Below are 14,962 nucleotides of genomic sequence, written 5' to 3'. Positions count from 1 at the left end.
AGCCCGGCCTGCGTGTAACGCGTCTGGTCCAGCAGCCCGGAGTCGCCGAAGACGATCTCCTTCAGATCGCCCTCGAACCGGCCGGCGATCGCGTCGAACATCTCGGCGAAGGCCGGGAAGGCGTCGTACAGGTCGCGGCCCATGCCGGCGCGCTGGGCGCCCTGGCCGGTGAAGAGGAAGGCCGAGCGTCCGTCGCCCGCCGTGCCCAGGACGGCCGGGCCGCGGTCCTCCGCGATGCCGTCCAGGCCGGTCAGCAGGTCCTCGCGGCCGTCGGCGAGGACGACCGCGCGGTGCTCCAGGGCGGCCCGGGTGGTGGCCAGCGAGCGGGCCACGTCGAGGACCGCCAGGTCGTCATGAGATCGCAGGAAAGCCGCCAGCCCGGCGGCCTGCCCGCGCAGCGCCGCCGCCGACTTGGCCGAGACCGTGAAGGGCAGCACGCCGGGTGCGGCGGCCGGGGCCTGCTCCTCGCCCTCCTCAGTGACGGGGGCCGGGGCCTCCTCCAGGATCGCGTGCGCGTTGGTGCCGCTCATCCCGAACGCCGAGACCGCCGCGCGGCGCGGCCGGTCCGCCCGCTCCCACGGGCGGGAGGCGGTGAGCAGTGAGATGTCGCCCCTGGACCAGTCGATGTGCGGCGAGGGCCGGTCCACGTGCAGGGTGGGCGGCATGACCCGGTTGCGAATCGACTGGACGGCCTTGATCACGCCCGCGACGCCCGCCGCCGCCTGCGTGTGGCCGATGTTCGACTTGATCGACCCCAGCCACAGCGGCTCGTCCCGCTCCTGGCCGTAGGTCGCGAGCAGGGCCTGCGCCTCGATCGGGTCGCCGAGCCGGGTGCCGGTGCCGTGCGCCTCCACCAGGTCCACGTCCGACGGCGAGAGCCGCGCGTCCGCGAGGGCCTGCCGGATGACCCGGCGCTGGGAGGGGCCGTTCGGGGCGGTGAGCCCGTTGGACGCGCCGTCGGAGTTGACCGCCGAGCCGCGCACCACGGCCAGCACCTCGTGCCCGAGGCGGCGGGCGTCCGACAGCCGCTCCAGCAGCAGCACGCCGACGCCCTCGCCCCAGCCGGTGCCGTCGGCCGCCGCGGCGAACGCCTTGCAGGTGCCGTCGCCCGCGAGCCCGCCCTGCCGGCCGAACTCGCTGAACAGCCCGAGGCCCGCCATCACGGTCACGCCGCCGGTCAGCGCCATCGAGCACTCGTCGTTGCGCAGCGCCTGCACCGCCAGGTGCAGCGCCACCAGGGAGGAGGAGCACGCGGTGTCCACCGTGACCGCAGGGCCCTCAAGGCCGAAGGCGTAGGAGACGCGGCCGGAGATGACGCTCGCCGCGCTGCCGGTGAGCAGGTGGCCCTCGGTGCCCTCGGGGAGGTCCAGGCCGACGCCGTAGTTGGAGGCGCCCGCCCCGACGAACACGCCGGTCCGACTGCCGCGCAGCGACCTGGGGTCGATCCCGGAGCGCTCGATGACCTCCCACGAGGACTCCAGCATCAGCCGCTGCTGCGGGTCCATGGTGAGGGCTTCCCTCGGACTGATCCCGAACAGACCGGCGTCGAAGGCCGTGGCGTCGGCCACGAACCCGCCGCGCGGCGCGAGCGGGTCGGCCGGGTCCACGTCCCAGCCCCGGTCGCCGGGCAGCCCGGTGATGGCGTCCACTCCGCCGCCGACCAGGTCCCACAGGTCCTCGGGGGAGCGCACACCGCCTGGGTAGCGGCAGCTCATCCCGATGATCGCGATCGCCTCGGGCTCTCTGGCCTCAAGCTCGCGCAGCCGCTGCCTGGTCTCGGCCAGGTCGGCGGTCACCCGCTTGAGGTACTGGAGGAGCTTCTCTTCGTTCGCCATCCGATCCTCACCACTCCGTGTGTGCTTCGAGGCGCGTGCGGTCAGGACGACACGCCGAGTTCCTGGTCGATGAAGTCGAAGACGTCGTCGGCCGAGGCCGATTCGAACCGGTCCGCGACCGCGCCTTCACCGGCGCCGGTGATCTCGTTCACCCGGGCGACGAGCATCTGCAGCCGGGCCACGAGCCTGGTGCGGCCGATCTCCTCGGCGGGCAGCGATGTGACCGCCGCCTCCAGCCGGTCGAGCTCGGCGAGCACGGCGTCGTCACCCGGCGCGTCCTCGCCGCGCAGTTCGGCGCGGAGATGCCCGGCGAGCGCCGCCGGGGTGGGGTGGTCGAACACCAGGGTCGCGGGCAGCCGCAGCCCCGTGGCGGCGTTCAACCGGTTGCGCAGCTCGACCCCGGTGAGGGAGTCGAAGCCGAGGTCCTTGAAGGGCCGGTCCGCGCCGATCGCGTCCGGGTCGTGGTAGCCGAGCACCGTCCCGGCCTGGGTCCTGACCAGGTCGAGCAGGGTGCGGCGGCGCTCCGCCTCGGGCATCCTGGCCAGCCGGTCGGCCAGCGACGCGGCGCCCTGCGCGCCGCCCGCGACGCTCCGGCGGACCGGGACGCGCACCAGGCTGCGCAGCAGCGCCGGGATCTGGTCCGCGGCGGCTTGGCCGCGCAGCCCGGCCAGGTCGATGTTGATCGGCAGCAGGTGGGCGTGCGAGAGGCCGGTGGCGGCGTCGAACAGGGCCATGCCCTGCTCGGAGCCGATGGCGTCGCCCGCCCTGGTCGCGCGTTCCTTGTTCTCGCCCGCCAGGTGGCCGGTCATCGCGCTGGCCTGGGCCCACAGGCCCCAGCCGAGCGAGGACGCGGCCAGCCCGGTGGCGGCCCGGTGCTGGGCCAGGGCGTCCAGGAAGGAGTTGGCCGCGGCGTAGTTGGCCTGTCCCGCCGTGCCGAGGGTGGCGGAGGCGGAGGAGAACAGGACGAACATGGCCGGGTCGGCCGTGGCGGTCAGCTCGTGCAGGTTGACGGCGGCGTCGACCTTGGGGCGGAACACCACGTCCACCCGTTCGGGGGTCATCGCGCCGAGCACGCCGTCGTCCAGGATCCCGGCCGCGTGGACCACGCCGGTCAGCGGGTGCTCGGCGGGCACGGACGCGAGCAGCGCGGCCAGCGCGCCGCGGTCGGCGGCGTCGCAGGCGGCGATCTCGACCCGGGCGCCCGCCTCGGTCAGCTCGGCGGCCAGTTCCGCCGAGCCGGGGGCGTCCGCCCCGGTACGGCTGGTCAGCAGCAGGTTGCGCACCCCGTGCTCGGCGACCAGGTGCCGGGCCAGCAGCCCGCCGAGCACGCCGGTGCCGCCGGTGATCAGCACGGTGCCCTCGGGGTCGAGGACGGCCGGCAGCGTGAACACGTTCTTGCCGACGTGCCTGGCCTGCCCGATGTGCCGGAAGGCCGCGGCGGCGTCGCGCAGGTCCCAGGTGGTGATCGGCAGCAGCCGCAGCACTCCCCGGTCGAACAGCTCCATGATCTCGCCGAGCATCCCGGCCAGCCGCTCCGGCCCGGCCTCCGGCAGGTCGAACGCCCGGTAGTTCAGGCCCGGGTACTCGGCCTCCATCGCGCCGGCGTCGCGGATGTCGGTCTTGCCCATCTCGATGAACCGGCCGCCGGGGGCGAGCACCCGCATGGAGGCGTCCACGTACTCCCCGGCGAGGGAGTTGAGGACGATGTCCACGCCGCGGCCATCGGTGGCGAACCGGAACTCGTGCTCGAAGTCCAGGGTCCGCGAGGAGGCGATGTGGTCGTCGTCGAAGCCGAGGGCGCGCAGCGTGTCGTGCTTGCCCTCGCTGGCCGTGCCGTAGACCTCCAGCCCGAAGTGGCGGGCGAGCTGGACGGCGGCCATGCCGACGCCGCCCGCCGCCGCGTGGATCAGCACGGACTCGCCCGCGCGCATCCCGGCCAGGTCCGCCAGCCCGTAGTAGGCGGTGAGGAAGACCGTCGGCACGGACGCGGCCTGCGCGTACGTCCACTCGTCGCGCATCACGGCCAGCGCGCGCCGGTCGGTCACGGCCACCGGGCCGAAGCAGGAGGCGAACACGCCGAACACCCGGTCGCCGGGCGCGAGGTCGGTGACGTCCGTGCCGGTCTCGACGACCACACCGGCCGCCTCGGTGCCCATGCCCTTCTGGTCGGGGACCAGGCCGAGCGAGATGGCCACGTCCCGGAAGTTGATCCCGGCCGCGCGGACCGAGACGCGGACCTCGGTCGGCCCGAGCGGCACGGTGCCCGCGTCGGACTCGACCAGGCTCAGGCCGCTGAGCGTGCCCGCGCCGGTCGCGTCCAGGCGCCAGGCGGTGACGTCCGCCGGCGGGGTGAGCCCACCCAGGTCGGCACGGACCAGGCGGGGCGCCAGGACCTGCCCGGCGCGGACCGCCGTCTGCGGTTCCCCGGCGCGCAGCGCGTCGGGCAGCGCCGACCAGGAGTCGGGGTGCTCGTCGAGGTCCACGAGGTGGAAGCGGCCCGGGTTCTCCGACTGGGCCGAGCGGATCAGCCCGCACACCGCCGCGCCCGCCAGGTCGCGCACGTCCTCGCCGGCGATGGCAGCGACGGCGTGCCTGGTCAGCACGGCGAGCTTGGCGTCCGCGTACCGCTCATCGGCCACCCACTCCTGGGCCATGGCCAGCGCCCGGTGCGTCGCGTCGCGGGCGTCGCCCGCGGTGCGGCCGGTGGCGAGGTCGCCGCTCCACACGACCAGCTCCGGCACGGCCTCGCCCGCCGGGAGCGCGGCGTCCAGCGCCGCGAGGTCCGTGTAGTGCGGCAGCAGGCCGATGCGCTCGGGCCCGATCACCACGACCCGCGTGGGGGCGGGCTCCGCGCCGACGGCGAGCGGCGTCCAGTCCACTCGGAAGAGGGAGTCGCGCACTCCGTCGAAGGCGGCGGCCTGGCGCACCTGGGCGGCGGAGACCGGGCGCAGCACCAGGGACTCGATCTCGGCGACCGGCGCGCCCGACGGGTCGGCGACCCGCACGGCGATGGCGTCGCCGCCGAGCGCGGTCAGCCGCACCCGGACCGATGAGGCGCCGGTGGCGTGCAGTGCCACGCCGGTCCAGGCGAAGGGCAGCATCGGGCGACCCGCGTCGCCGAGCAGCCCGCCGAGCGCGGCGGCGTGCAGGGCGGCGTCCAGCAGGGCCGGGTGCAGGCCGTACTCGGCGGCCTTGGTGCCGCCTGGCAGTTCCACCTCGGCGTAGACGTCGTCGCCCGCGCGCCACGCGGCCGTGAGGCCCTGGAAGGCGGGGCCGTAGCCGTATCCGGCTTCGGCGATGGCGTCGTAGAAGCCGTCCACGGCCAGCGGCTCGGCCTGCGACGGCGGCCACGCGGCCGGTGCGGCGGCAGGGGTGGTCGTGGTGTCCGACAGCACGCCGATGGCGTGCGCGGTCCAGATGTCGTCGTCGGCGCGCGCGTCCTCGGGACGCGAGTAGACGGTGATCGCCCGGCGGCCGTCCTCTCCGGGGGCGCCCGCCGTGACCTGGATCAGGACCGCGCCGCGCTCGGGGAGCACCAGCGGGGCCTGGAGGGTCAGCTCGTCGAGGGCCGGGGTGCCCGCCTGTTCTCCGGCGCGCAGCGCGATCTCGACGAAGGCGGTGCCGGGCAGCAGGATCGAGCCCATCACGGCGTGGTCGGCGAGCCAGGGGTGGGTGGCCACGGAGAGCCTGCCGGTCCACAGGGCCATGCCGTCGCCGCCGGCCAGCCGCACGGAGGCGCCCAGCAGCGGGTGCCCGGCGGCGTCGAGCCCGGCGGAGGTGACGTCGGCGAAGACCGCCGTGGTGTCGGGCCAGAAGCGTTCGCGCTGGAAGGCGTAGGTCGGCAGGTCGGTGACCTCGCCGCCCCAGCCCGTGAAGACCGTCCGCCAGTCCACCGGAACGCCGTGCACCCAGGCTTCGGCCAGCGCGGTGGTCCACCGCTCCTGGCCGCCCTCGTCGCGGCGCAGGGTGCCGAGGGCGACCCCGGCGGCGTCTTCGAGGGTCTGCTCGATGCCGACGGTCAGCACCGGGTGGGCGCTGATCTCGATGAACGTGGACCGGCCGTCGGCGAGCAGCGCCCGGATGGTCTCTTCGAAGCGGACGGTCCGGCGGAGGTTCTCGTACCAGTAGCCGGCGTCCAGGGTGGAGGTGTCGACGCGCTGGGCGGTGACGGCCGAGTAGTAGGCGATGCGCCCCTGAGTGGGGGTGATGGGGGCGAGCCTCTCGGTGAGGACGTCGCGGACCTGCTCGACGTGGGCGCAATGGGAGGCGTAGTCCACCGGGACCCGCTTGGCGCGGACGTCCTCCCGCTCGCACCAGGTGAGCAGTTCGTCGATGGATCCCGCGTCGCCGGAGACCACGGTCGCCGAGGGGCCGTTGACGGCGGCCACCTGCAGACCGGGCCAGCGTTCGATGAGCCCGGCGGCCTGGTCGCGTGGCACCGCCAGGGAGGCCATGCCGCCCTGACCCGCCAGAACTTCGCGGATCGCCTGGCTGCGCAGCGCGACCACGCGTGCGCCGTCCTCAAGGGAGAGGCCGCCCGCGACCACGGCGGCGGCGATCTCACCCTGCGAGTGACCTACGACCGCGCTGGGGGTGACTCCCGCCGACTCCCACAGGGCGGCCAGGGAGACGTTGACGGCCCACAGGACCGGCTGGACCACGTCCACCCGGTCCAGGGACCCGCCCGCGGAGATGATCTCCAGCAGCGACCAGTCCACGAACTCGGCCAGCGCCCGCTCGCACTCGGCCATCCGGTCGTAGAAGACCGGGGAGGACTCCAGCAGACCGGCGGCCATGCCGATCCACTGCGATCCCTGGCCGGGGAAGACGAACACCGGGGCGGCCGTGCCCTGCGCGACCCCGGTGATCGCCGGTTCCGCCGTGCGGTCGGGCCCGAGGAGCACCGCGCGGTGCTCCAGCGTGGCCCGGGTGGTCGCCAGCGACCAGCCCACGTCCACCGGGTCGCCGTCGGCGTGGGCCGCCAGGCGGGACACCTGCTCGCGCAGCCCCTCGCCCGACTTGGCGGAGACCACCCACGGGACGACCGGCGGGACGGAGACCACTCGGGCCTTTTCCGGCTCGGCCTCGGCCTCGGCCTGCTCGATGATCACGTGCGCGTTGGTGCCGCTGACGCCGAACGAGGAGACGCCCGCGCGGCGCGGTGCTCCGGTGTCCGGCCAGGCCATGCCCTCGGTGAGCAGTTCGACGGCGCCCGACGTCCAGTCCACCTCCGAGGTCGGGCGGTGGACGTGCAGCGTGGGCGGCAGTTCGGCGTGGCGGATGGCCATCACCATCTTGATCACGCCCGCGACCCCGGCCGCCGCCTGGGTGTGCCCGATGTTGGACTTGATCGAGCCGAGCCGCAGCGGCTCGGCGCGGTCCTGGCCGTAGGTGGCGAGCAGGGCCTGGGCCTCGATGGGGTCACCGAGGCGGGTTCCTGTGCCGTGCGCCTCGACGGCGTCCACGTCGGAGGGGGTGAGCCCGGCGTCGGCGAGCGCCGCCCGGATCACCCGCTGCTGCGAGGGGCCGTTCGGGGCGGTCAGGCCGTTGGACGCGCCGTCCTGGTTGACCGCGCTGCCCTTGACCACGGCGAGCACCTTGTGCCCGTTGCGGCGGGCGTCCGACAGGCGCTCAAGGATCAGCACGCCCACGCCCTCGCCCCAGCCGGTGCCGTCGGCCCCGTCGGCGAAGGACTTGCAGCGGCCGTCGCCGGACACGCCGTTCTGACGGCTGAACTCGGTGAACACTCCGGGGGTGGCCATCACCACGACGCCGCCCGCCAGGGCCATCGAGCACTCGCCCTTGCGCAGCGACTGCGCCGCCAGGTGCAGCGCCACCAGCGAGGACGAGCACGCGGTGTCCACCGTGATGGCGGGGCCCTCAAGTCCGAAGGTGTAGGAGATCCGGCCGGAGATCACGCTGGCCGAGCTGCCGATCGCCAGGTAGCCCTCGCTGCCCTCCGGCGGGGCGTCGGTCATCAGGGAGATGTAGTCGTGGCCGCTGGATCCGGCGAACACGCCGGTGCAGCTGCCGGCCAGCGAGGTCGGGTCGATGCCCGCCCGCTCGAACGCCTCCCACGAGGTTTCGAGCAGCACCCGCTGCTGCGGGTCCATGGCCAGCGCCTCACGCGGCGAGATGCCGAACAGGCCCGCGTCGAACTCGCCGGCGTCGTAGAGGAAGCCGCCCTCGTGGGCGCTGGAGGAGCCGGGGTTGTCCAGGTCGGTGTCGGCGAGGCCCTCAAGGTCCCAGCCGCGGTCGCCGGGGAAGGCGGCGATGCCGTCGACGCCCTCCGAAACGAGCCGCCACAGGTCCTCCGGCGAGCGCACGCCACCGGGGTAGCGGCAGCTCATGCCGATGATCGCGATCGGCTCGTCCTGGTCGTGGGCGACGGCGGCGACGCCTGTGCCCGCCGTCCCCGCGTCCTCGCCGGTGGTCACGCCGAGCCGTTCGCGCAGGTGTCCCGCGAGCACCGCGACGGTCGGGTAGTCGAAGACCAGCGTCGCGGGGAGCGTCAGGCCGGTCGCCTCGGTGAGGCGGTCGCGCAGCTCGACGGCGGTGAGCGAGTCGAAACCGAGGTCCTTGAACGGCCGGTCCGGGTCCACCGCGTCGGCGCCCGCGTGCCCGAGCACGCTCGCCGCGCCGCCCCTGACCAGGTCGAGGAGGATCCGCTCGCGGTCGGCGGCGTCGGCCTCGGCGAGCCGGTCACGCAGTTCGCCGGAGCCCTCGCCGGAGGTCTTGGCTGACTCCGCGGCTGCCTGGGCCTCCGGCAGCTCGCCGATCAGCGGGCTGGGCCGCGACGAGGTGTAGGTGGCGGTGAACTTGGCCCAGTCCACGTCGGCGACGGTCACGCACGCCAGGTCGTGGTCCACGGCCTGGGCGAAGGCCCGTACGGCCAGCGCCGGTTCCATCGCCGACAGGCCGCGCCTGCGCAGGTAGTCCTCCGCGCCCTCCTCGACGAGCATGCCCGACTCGGCCCACGGTCCCCAGGCGATGGAGACACCGGGCAGGCCATCCGCGCGGCGGCGTTCGACCAGCGCGTCCAGGTAGGCGTTGGCGGCGGCGTAGGCGGCCTGGTTGCCGCTGCCCCACACGCCCGCGATGGAGGAGAAGGTGACGAAGGCCTCAAGCGGGGTGTCGGCCAGCAGTTCGTGCAGGTTGGCCGCGCCCGCGACCTTGCCGTGCAGCACGTCGGCGAACTCGGCGAGCCCGGTGTCGCGCAGCGGGACCGACTGGATCACCCCGGCCGTGTGCACGACCCCGGTCACCGGGTGCTCGGCCAGCAGCGCGGCCAGCGCGTCCCGGTCGGCGACGTCGCAGGCCACGACCGTGGCGCGGGTGCCGAGATCGGCCAGTTCGGCGACCAGCTCGGCCGCGCCGGGGGCGTCGGGGCCCCGGCGGCTGGTGAGCAGCAGGTGGGGGGCTCCGCGTCCGGCCAGCAGGCGGGCGACCCGCGCGCCGAGCGCGCCGGTGCCGCCGGTGATCAGGACGGTGCCCCACGGACGCCACTCCCTGGCCGGGGAGGCGATGGGGGCGCGGGCCAGGCGCCTGCCGTACACGCCGGAGGCGCGCAGGGCCACCTGGTCCTCGGTGCCGTCGGCGAGGACGGACACGAGGCGGGCGGCGGTGCGCCGGTCGAAGGCCGCCGGGACGTCGATCAGGCCGCCCCACTGCTGCGGCAGCTCCAGCGCGGCCACCCGGCCGACGCCCCAGACCTGGGCCTGGGCGGTGCCGTGCACCCGGTCGGCCCGGTCAGCACGGTTGACCGACACCGCTCCCCTGGTCAGCGACCACATCGGGGCGTCGATGCCGCAGTCGCCGAGCGCCTGGGCGAGCAGCACGGTGAACGCGACGGCGGCGGGCAGCCCGGGGTATTCGGGGTGGTCGCGGCCGTCCAGCCCGGCGAGCGAGACGACGCCCGCGACCTCGATGCCGCCGGTCGCCCGCATGATCTCGTCGGCCAGGTTCCAGCGGTCGGTCTCCTCCTCGGCGGCCCGCACCTCGGCCACGTCCGCGCCGCCCTCGCGCAGCGCGGCGACGACGTCACCGAGGTCGCCGGGGTCGTCGCCCTGCGGCGAGACCACCAGCCAGGTGCCGGTGAGCGCGCGCCGGTCGGGCTCGGGGAGCGCCCGCCAGGCGATGCGGTAGCGCCAGGAGTCCACGGCGGACTCGTCGCGGCGGCGGCGCCGCCACGAGGACAGGGACGGCAGCAGCGCGGCCAGCTCGTCGCCGGTGGCCAGGCCCAGCATCTCCGACAGCGCGGCGGCGTCCTGGCGCTCGACGGCGGTCCAGAAGCCGGTGTCCTCGGCGACGGCCTCGGTCTCGGGCGTGGCGGCGGCCTCGGGCGCGAAGGTGTCCAGCCAGTAGCGGCGGCGCTCGAAGGGGTAGGTGGGCAGCTCGACGCGCCGTCCGCCGCCGAGCACCGCGTTCCAGTCCACGGTGACGCCGTGGACGTGCGCGGTGGCCAGCGCCCGCAGCGCGGTCGCCCGCTCGGGGCGGCCCTTGCGGAGGACCGGGATCAGGTGCTCGCCGTCCGTGGACGCGCGGGCCATGGCGGACAGGGTGCCGTCGGGGCCGAGTTCGACGAACGTGGTCACGCCACGACCGGTGAGGGTCCGCACGCCGTCGGCGAACCGGACGGCCTCGCGGACGTGCCGCACCCAGTACTCGGCGGTGTACTCCTCGACCGCCTCACCGGTGATGTTGGAGACGACGGGGACGCGCGGCCGGTCGTAGGAGATGGTCGCGGCGACGGCGGCGAAGTCCGCCAGCATCGGGTCCATCAGCACGGAGTGGAACGCGTGCGAGACGTTCAGCCGCTTGACCTTGCGCCCGCGTCCGCGCCACAGCTCCTCCAGCTCGGCGACGGCGGCCTCCTCGCCGGAGAGGACCAGCGAGTCGGGGCCGTTGACGGCGGCGACGCTCACGCGCTCGTCGAGGGTGACCTCGTCCTCGGTGGCCTGGACGGCCAGCATCGCGCCGCCCTCGGGCAGCGCCTGCATCAACCGGCCACGGGCCTCCACCAGCCGGCACGCGTCGTCCAGGGACATCACCCCGGCCACGTGCGCGGCGGCGATCTCGCCGATCGAGTGGCCCAGCAGGTGGTCCGGGCTCACGCCCCACGACTCGAACAGCCGGAAGAGCGCCACTTCCAGCGCGAACAGCCCCGCCTGGGTGTAGGCGGTCCGGTTCAGCGGGCCGTCGGCGCCGAACACGGCGTCCTTCAGCGGCACGTCGGTGGCGATCCGGGCGCAGACCGCGTCGAAGGCGCCGGCGAACACCGGGTAGGCGTCGTAGAGCTCCCGGCCCATCCCGGCCCGCTGGGAGCCCTGGCCCGCGAACAGGAAGGCGGTCTGCCCGTCCCTGGCGATCCCGCGCACCGCGTCGCCGGGCACCTCGCCGCGCGCCAGCGCGGCCAGTGCGGCGTCGAAGTCCTCGGGGCGCTCGGCGACCACGACCGCCCGGTGCTCCAGGTCGGCCCTGGCGGTGATCAGGGTGTGCGCGATGTCGGCGGGGTCCTCGTCCACGTGCGCGCGCAGCGCCTCGCACTGGGCCCGGAGCCGGTCGGCGCTCTTGGCGGAGATCGGCCAGGCCACCGGGCCGGTGACCGGTGCGGAGGCTTCCCGCTCCGGTGCGGCGGGCGGCTCCTCGATGATGGTGTGCGCGTTGGTGCCGCTCACCCCGAAGGAGGAGATCCCGGCCCGGCGGGGACGCCCGCTGGCGGTCCACTCGCGGGCCTCGGTGAGCAGTTCCACCGCGCCCGCCGTCCAGTCCACGTGCCGCGACGGCTGGTCCACGTGCAGGGTCCTGGGCAGCACGCCGTGGTGCATCGCCATGACCATCTTGATCACGCCCGCGACGCCGGAGGCCGCCTGGGTGTGCCCGATGTTCGACTTCAGCGAGCCGAGCCACAGCGGCTCGTCCCGGTCCTGGCCGTAGGTGGCCAGTAGGGCTCCGGCCTCGATCGGGTCGCCCAGCCGGGTGCCGGTGCCGTGCGCCTCGACCACGTCGATGTCGGCGGTGGTCAGGTCGGCGCCCGCGAGCGCGGCCCGGATGACCCGCTGCTGCGAGGGACCGTTCGGGGCGGTGAGGCCGTTGGACGCGCCGTCCTGGTTGACGGCGCTGCCGCGCACGATGGCCAGCACCTCGTGGCCGTTGCGCTGGGCGTCGGACAGCTTCTCGACCAGCAGGACGCCGACGCCTTCGCCCCAGCCGGTGCCGTCGGCCGCGTCCGCGAAGGACTTGCAGCGGCCGTTGCCGGCCAGGCCGTTCTGCCGGCTGAACTCGGAGAAGATGTCCGAGCTGGTCATCACGGCGACTCCGGCGGCCAGCGCCATCGAGCACTCGCCGTTGCGCAGCGCCTGCGCGGCCAGGTGCAGCGCCACCAGGGAGGACGAGCACGCGGTGTCCACGGTCACCGCCGGGCCCTCAAGCCCGAAGAAGTAGGAGACCCGGCCCGAGATCACGCTGCTCGACGTGCCGGTCAGGTAGTGGCCCTCAGAGCCGGTGGAAAGGCCCATGCCCACGCTGTAGCCGGACGCCGACGCGCCGACGAACACGCCGGTCGGGGTGCCGCGCAGCGACAGCGGGTCGATGCCGCCGCGCTCAAGGGCCTCCCAGGACGCTTCCAGCAGCACCCGCTGCTGCGGGTCCATCGCGGCGGCCTCGCGCGGCGAGATGCCGAACAGGTCGGCGTCGAACGAGGTCGCGTCGTAGACGAACCCGCCCTCCGGCGCGTAGGCCGGGTCGCCGAGGATCCAGCCCCGGTCGGTCGGGAAGACGGAGATCCCGTCGGTGCCGGCCGCGACGAGGTCCCAGAGCTGCTCGGGCGAGCGCACCCCGCCCGGGTAGCGGCAGCTCATGGCCACGATGGCGATAGGCTCCGCCGGATCGGCGGCGACGACGGGAGTGCCGGTCAGCGGGGTGGCCGCGTCGTCCGCGCCGACCAGTTCGGCGAGCAGGAAGCGGGCCAGCGCGGCCGGGGTCGGGTAGTCGAACACCAGCGTGGCGGGCAGCCGCAGGCCGCTGGCGGCGTTCATCCGGTTGCGGACCTCGACGGCGGTCAGCGAGTCGATGCCGAGGTCCTTGAACGGCCGCTCGGCCTCGACCGCCTCCGGTCCCTCGTAGCCCAGCACGGTCGCGGTCACGCCGCGCACCAGGTCCTGCGCCATGCGGACCCGCTCGGTGCCGGTCGCGGCGGCGAGCCTGCCGCGCAGTGCGGCGCTCGGGTCGTCGCCCGCCTCGTCGGCTTCGGCGTCCGCCCCCAGCGCGGCCTGGACCTCGGGCAGGTCCCCGATCAGCGGGCTGGTCCTGGCGGAGCTGAACGCGGGCGCGAACTTCGCCCAGTCCACGTCCGCGACGGTCACGCAGGTCGCCCCGCCGTCCACGGCCTGGGCGAGCGCGGCGACGGCCAGCGCGGGCGGCATCGGGGAGAGGCCCCTGCGGCGCAGGAACTCCTCCGCGCCGCCCCTGGCGGCCATGCCCGCCTCTGCCCACGCGCCCCAGGCGACCGACGTGGCGGCGAGGCCGGTGGCGCGGCGGTGCTCGGCGAGCGCGTCGAGGTGGGCGTTGGCCGCGCCGTACGCGGTCTGGTTGCCGCTGCCCCAGGTGGCGGCGATCGACGAGAAGAGCACGAAGGCGTCCAGCGGCACGCCGGACAGCAGCTCGTGCAGGTTCGACGCGCCCACCGCCTTGGCCCGCAGGCCCTCGGCGAACTCCTCGACGTCGAGTTCCGCGAGCGGGGTGGAGGGGTCGATGCCGGCGGTGTGGAACACGGCGGTCACCGGGTGCTCGGCGAGCAGCGCGGCCAGCGCGTCCCGGTCGGCCACGTCGCAGGAGACCACGGTGGCGGGGGTGCCCAGCTCGGCCAGTTCGGCGACGAGCTCCGCCGCGCCGGGGGCGTCCGGCCCGCTGCGGCTGGTCAGCAGCAGCCCGGGGGCGCCGCGTCCGGCCAGCCAGCGGGCGGTCTCGGAGCCGAGCGCGCCGGTGCCTCCGGTGACGAGCACGGTCCCCGTGGGCGTCCAGCGCTCCGGCGCGGACACCGCCCCGGTACGGCTCAGCCTGCGCCCGAACACGCCTGAGGCGCGCACGGCCACCTGGTCCTCGGCGCCCGCGAGCACGGCGACGGCACGCGCGGCGGCGCGCTCGTCGAGGTCCGCGGCGACGTCGATGAGCCCGCCCCAGCGCTCCGGGTGCTCCAGCGCGGCCGCCCGGCCGAGCCCCCAGATCTGCGCCTGGACGGGGTCGGCGGGCGCGTCCGAACGCCCGGTGGAGACCGCGCCGACGGTGACGCACCACAGCGGCGCGGCCACGTGGGCGTCGCCCAGTGCCTGCGCCAGCGCCAGGGTGCCGCCGACGGCCATGCTCACGTCGGGGTCGTCGAAGTGCGGGCGGGTGTCCAGCGCGAGCAGCGACAGCACGCCGTCCACCGAGGCGAACTCGCGCAGCCGCTCGGTGAGCGTCCAGCGGTCCAGCTCGTAGTCGGCGAGCGCGACCTCGATCACCTCGGCGCCCCGGGCGCGCAGCGCCCGCAGGGTGTGCGCGGCGGCGGGCTCGTCGGCCTGCTCCTCCGGCACCACGGCGAGCCAGGTCCCGGTCGCGGTCCCCGCGCCCGGGTCCAGCGGCTTCCAGGTCGCCTCGTAGCGCCAGGAGTCCACGGTCGAGCGGTCCCGGCGTCCGCGCCGCCAGGCGGACAGCGCGGGCAGCACCTCGCCCAGGCCGTCGGCGGTGCCGAGGCTGAGCGTGTCGGCGACGGCGTTCGCGTCCAGCTCCTCGACCGCCGCCCAGAACCGGGCCTCGGCGGGGTCGGCGGCGACGGGCTCGGCGGGCGCGCCGGTGGCCTCCAGCCAGTAGCGGCGGTGCTGGAAGGCGTAGGTGGGCAGGTCGGTGACCTGTCCGCCCCAGCCCGCGAAGACCATGCGCCAGTCCACCGGGACGCCCTGCGCCCAGGCTTCGGCCAGCGTGGCCATCCAGCGGTCCAGGCCGCCTTCGTCACGGCGGAGGGTGGCCAGGGCGACCCCGGCGGCGTCGTCGAGGGTCTGCTCGATGCCGACGGTCAGCACCGGATGTGCGCTGATCTCGATGAACGTCGAGCGCCCGTCGGCGAGCAGCGCCCGGATGGCCTCTTCGAA

At 75.2% G+C, this 14,962-nt stretch carries 2 protein-coding genes; both read right to left on the bottom strand.

Annotation, left to right across the window (positions count from 1 at the left end; translation table 11 throughout):
* A partial coding sequence (locus tag P3X83_RS42805) for a type I polyketide synthase (protein WP_277311194.1) occupies positions 1–1,835 on the bottom strand: 1,835 nt, incomplete at its 3' end.
* Positions 1,836–1,876: 41 nt separating this feature from the next.
* Positions 1,877–14,893 (bottom strand): type I polyketide synthase, encoded by a 13,017-nt coding sequence (locus tag P3X83_RS42800; protein ID WP_277311193.1) that lies wholly within the window; start codon positions 14,891–14,893, stop codon positions 1,877–1,879.
* Positions 14,894–14,962: the final 69 nt, after the last annotated feature.

The organism is Spongiactinospora sp. TRM90649 (assembly GCF_029382225.1).
Lineage (GTDB): Bacteria > Actinomycetota > Actinomycetes > Streptosporangiales > Streptosporangiaceae > Spongiactinospora.
This window is presented reverse-complemented; position numbering and strand designations above follow the sequence as displayed.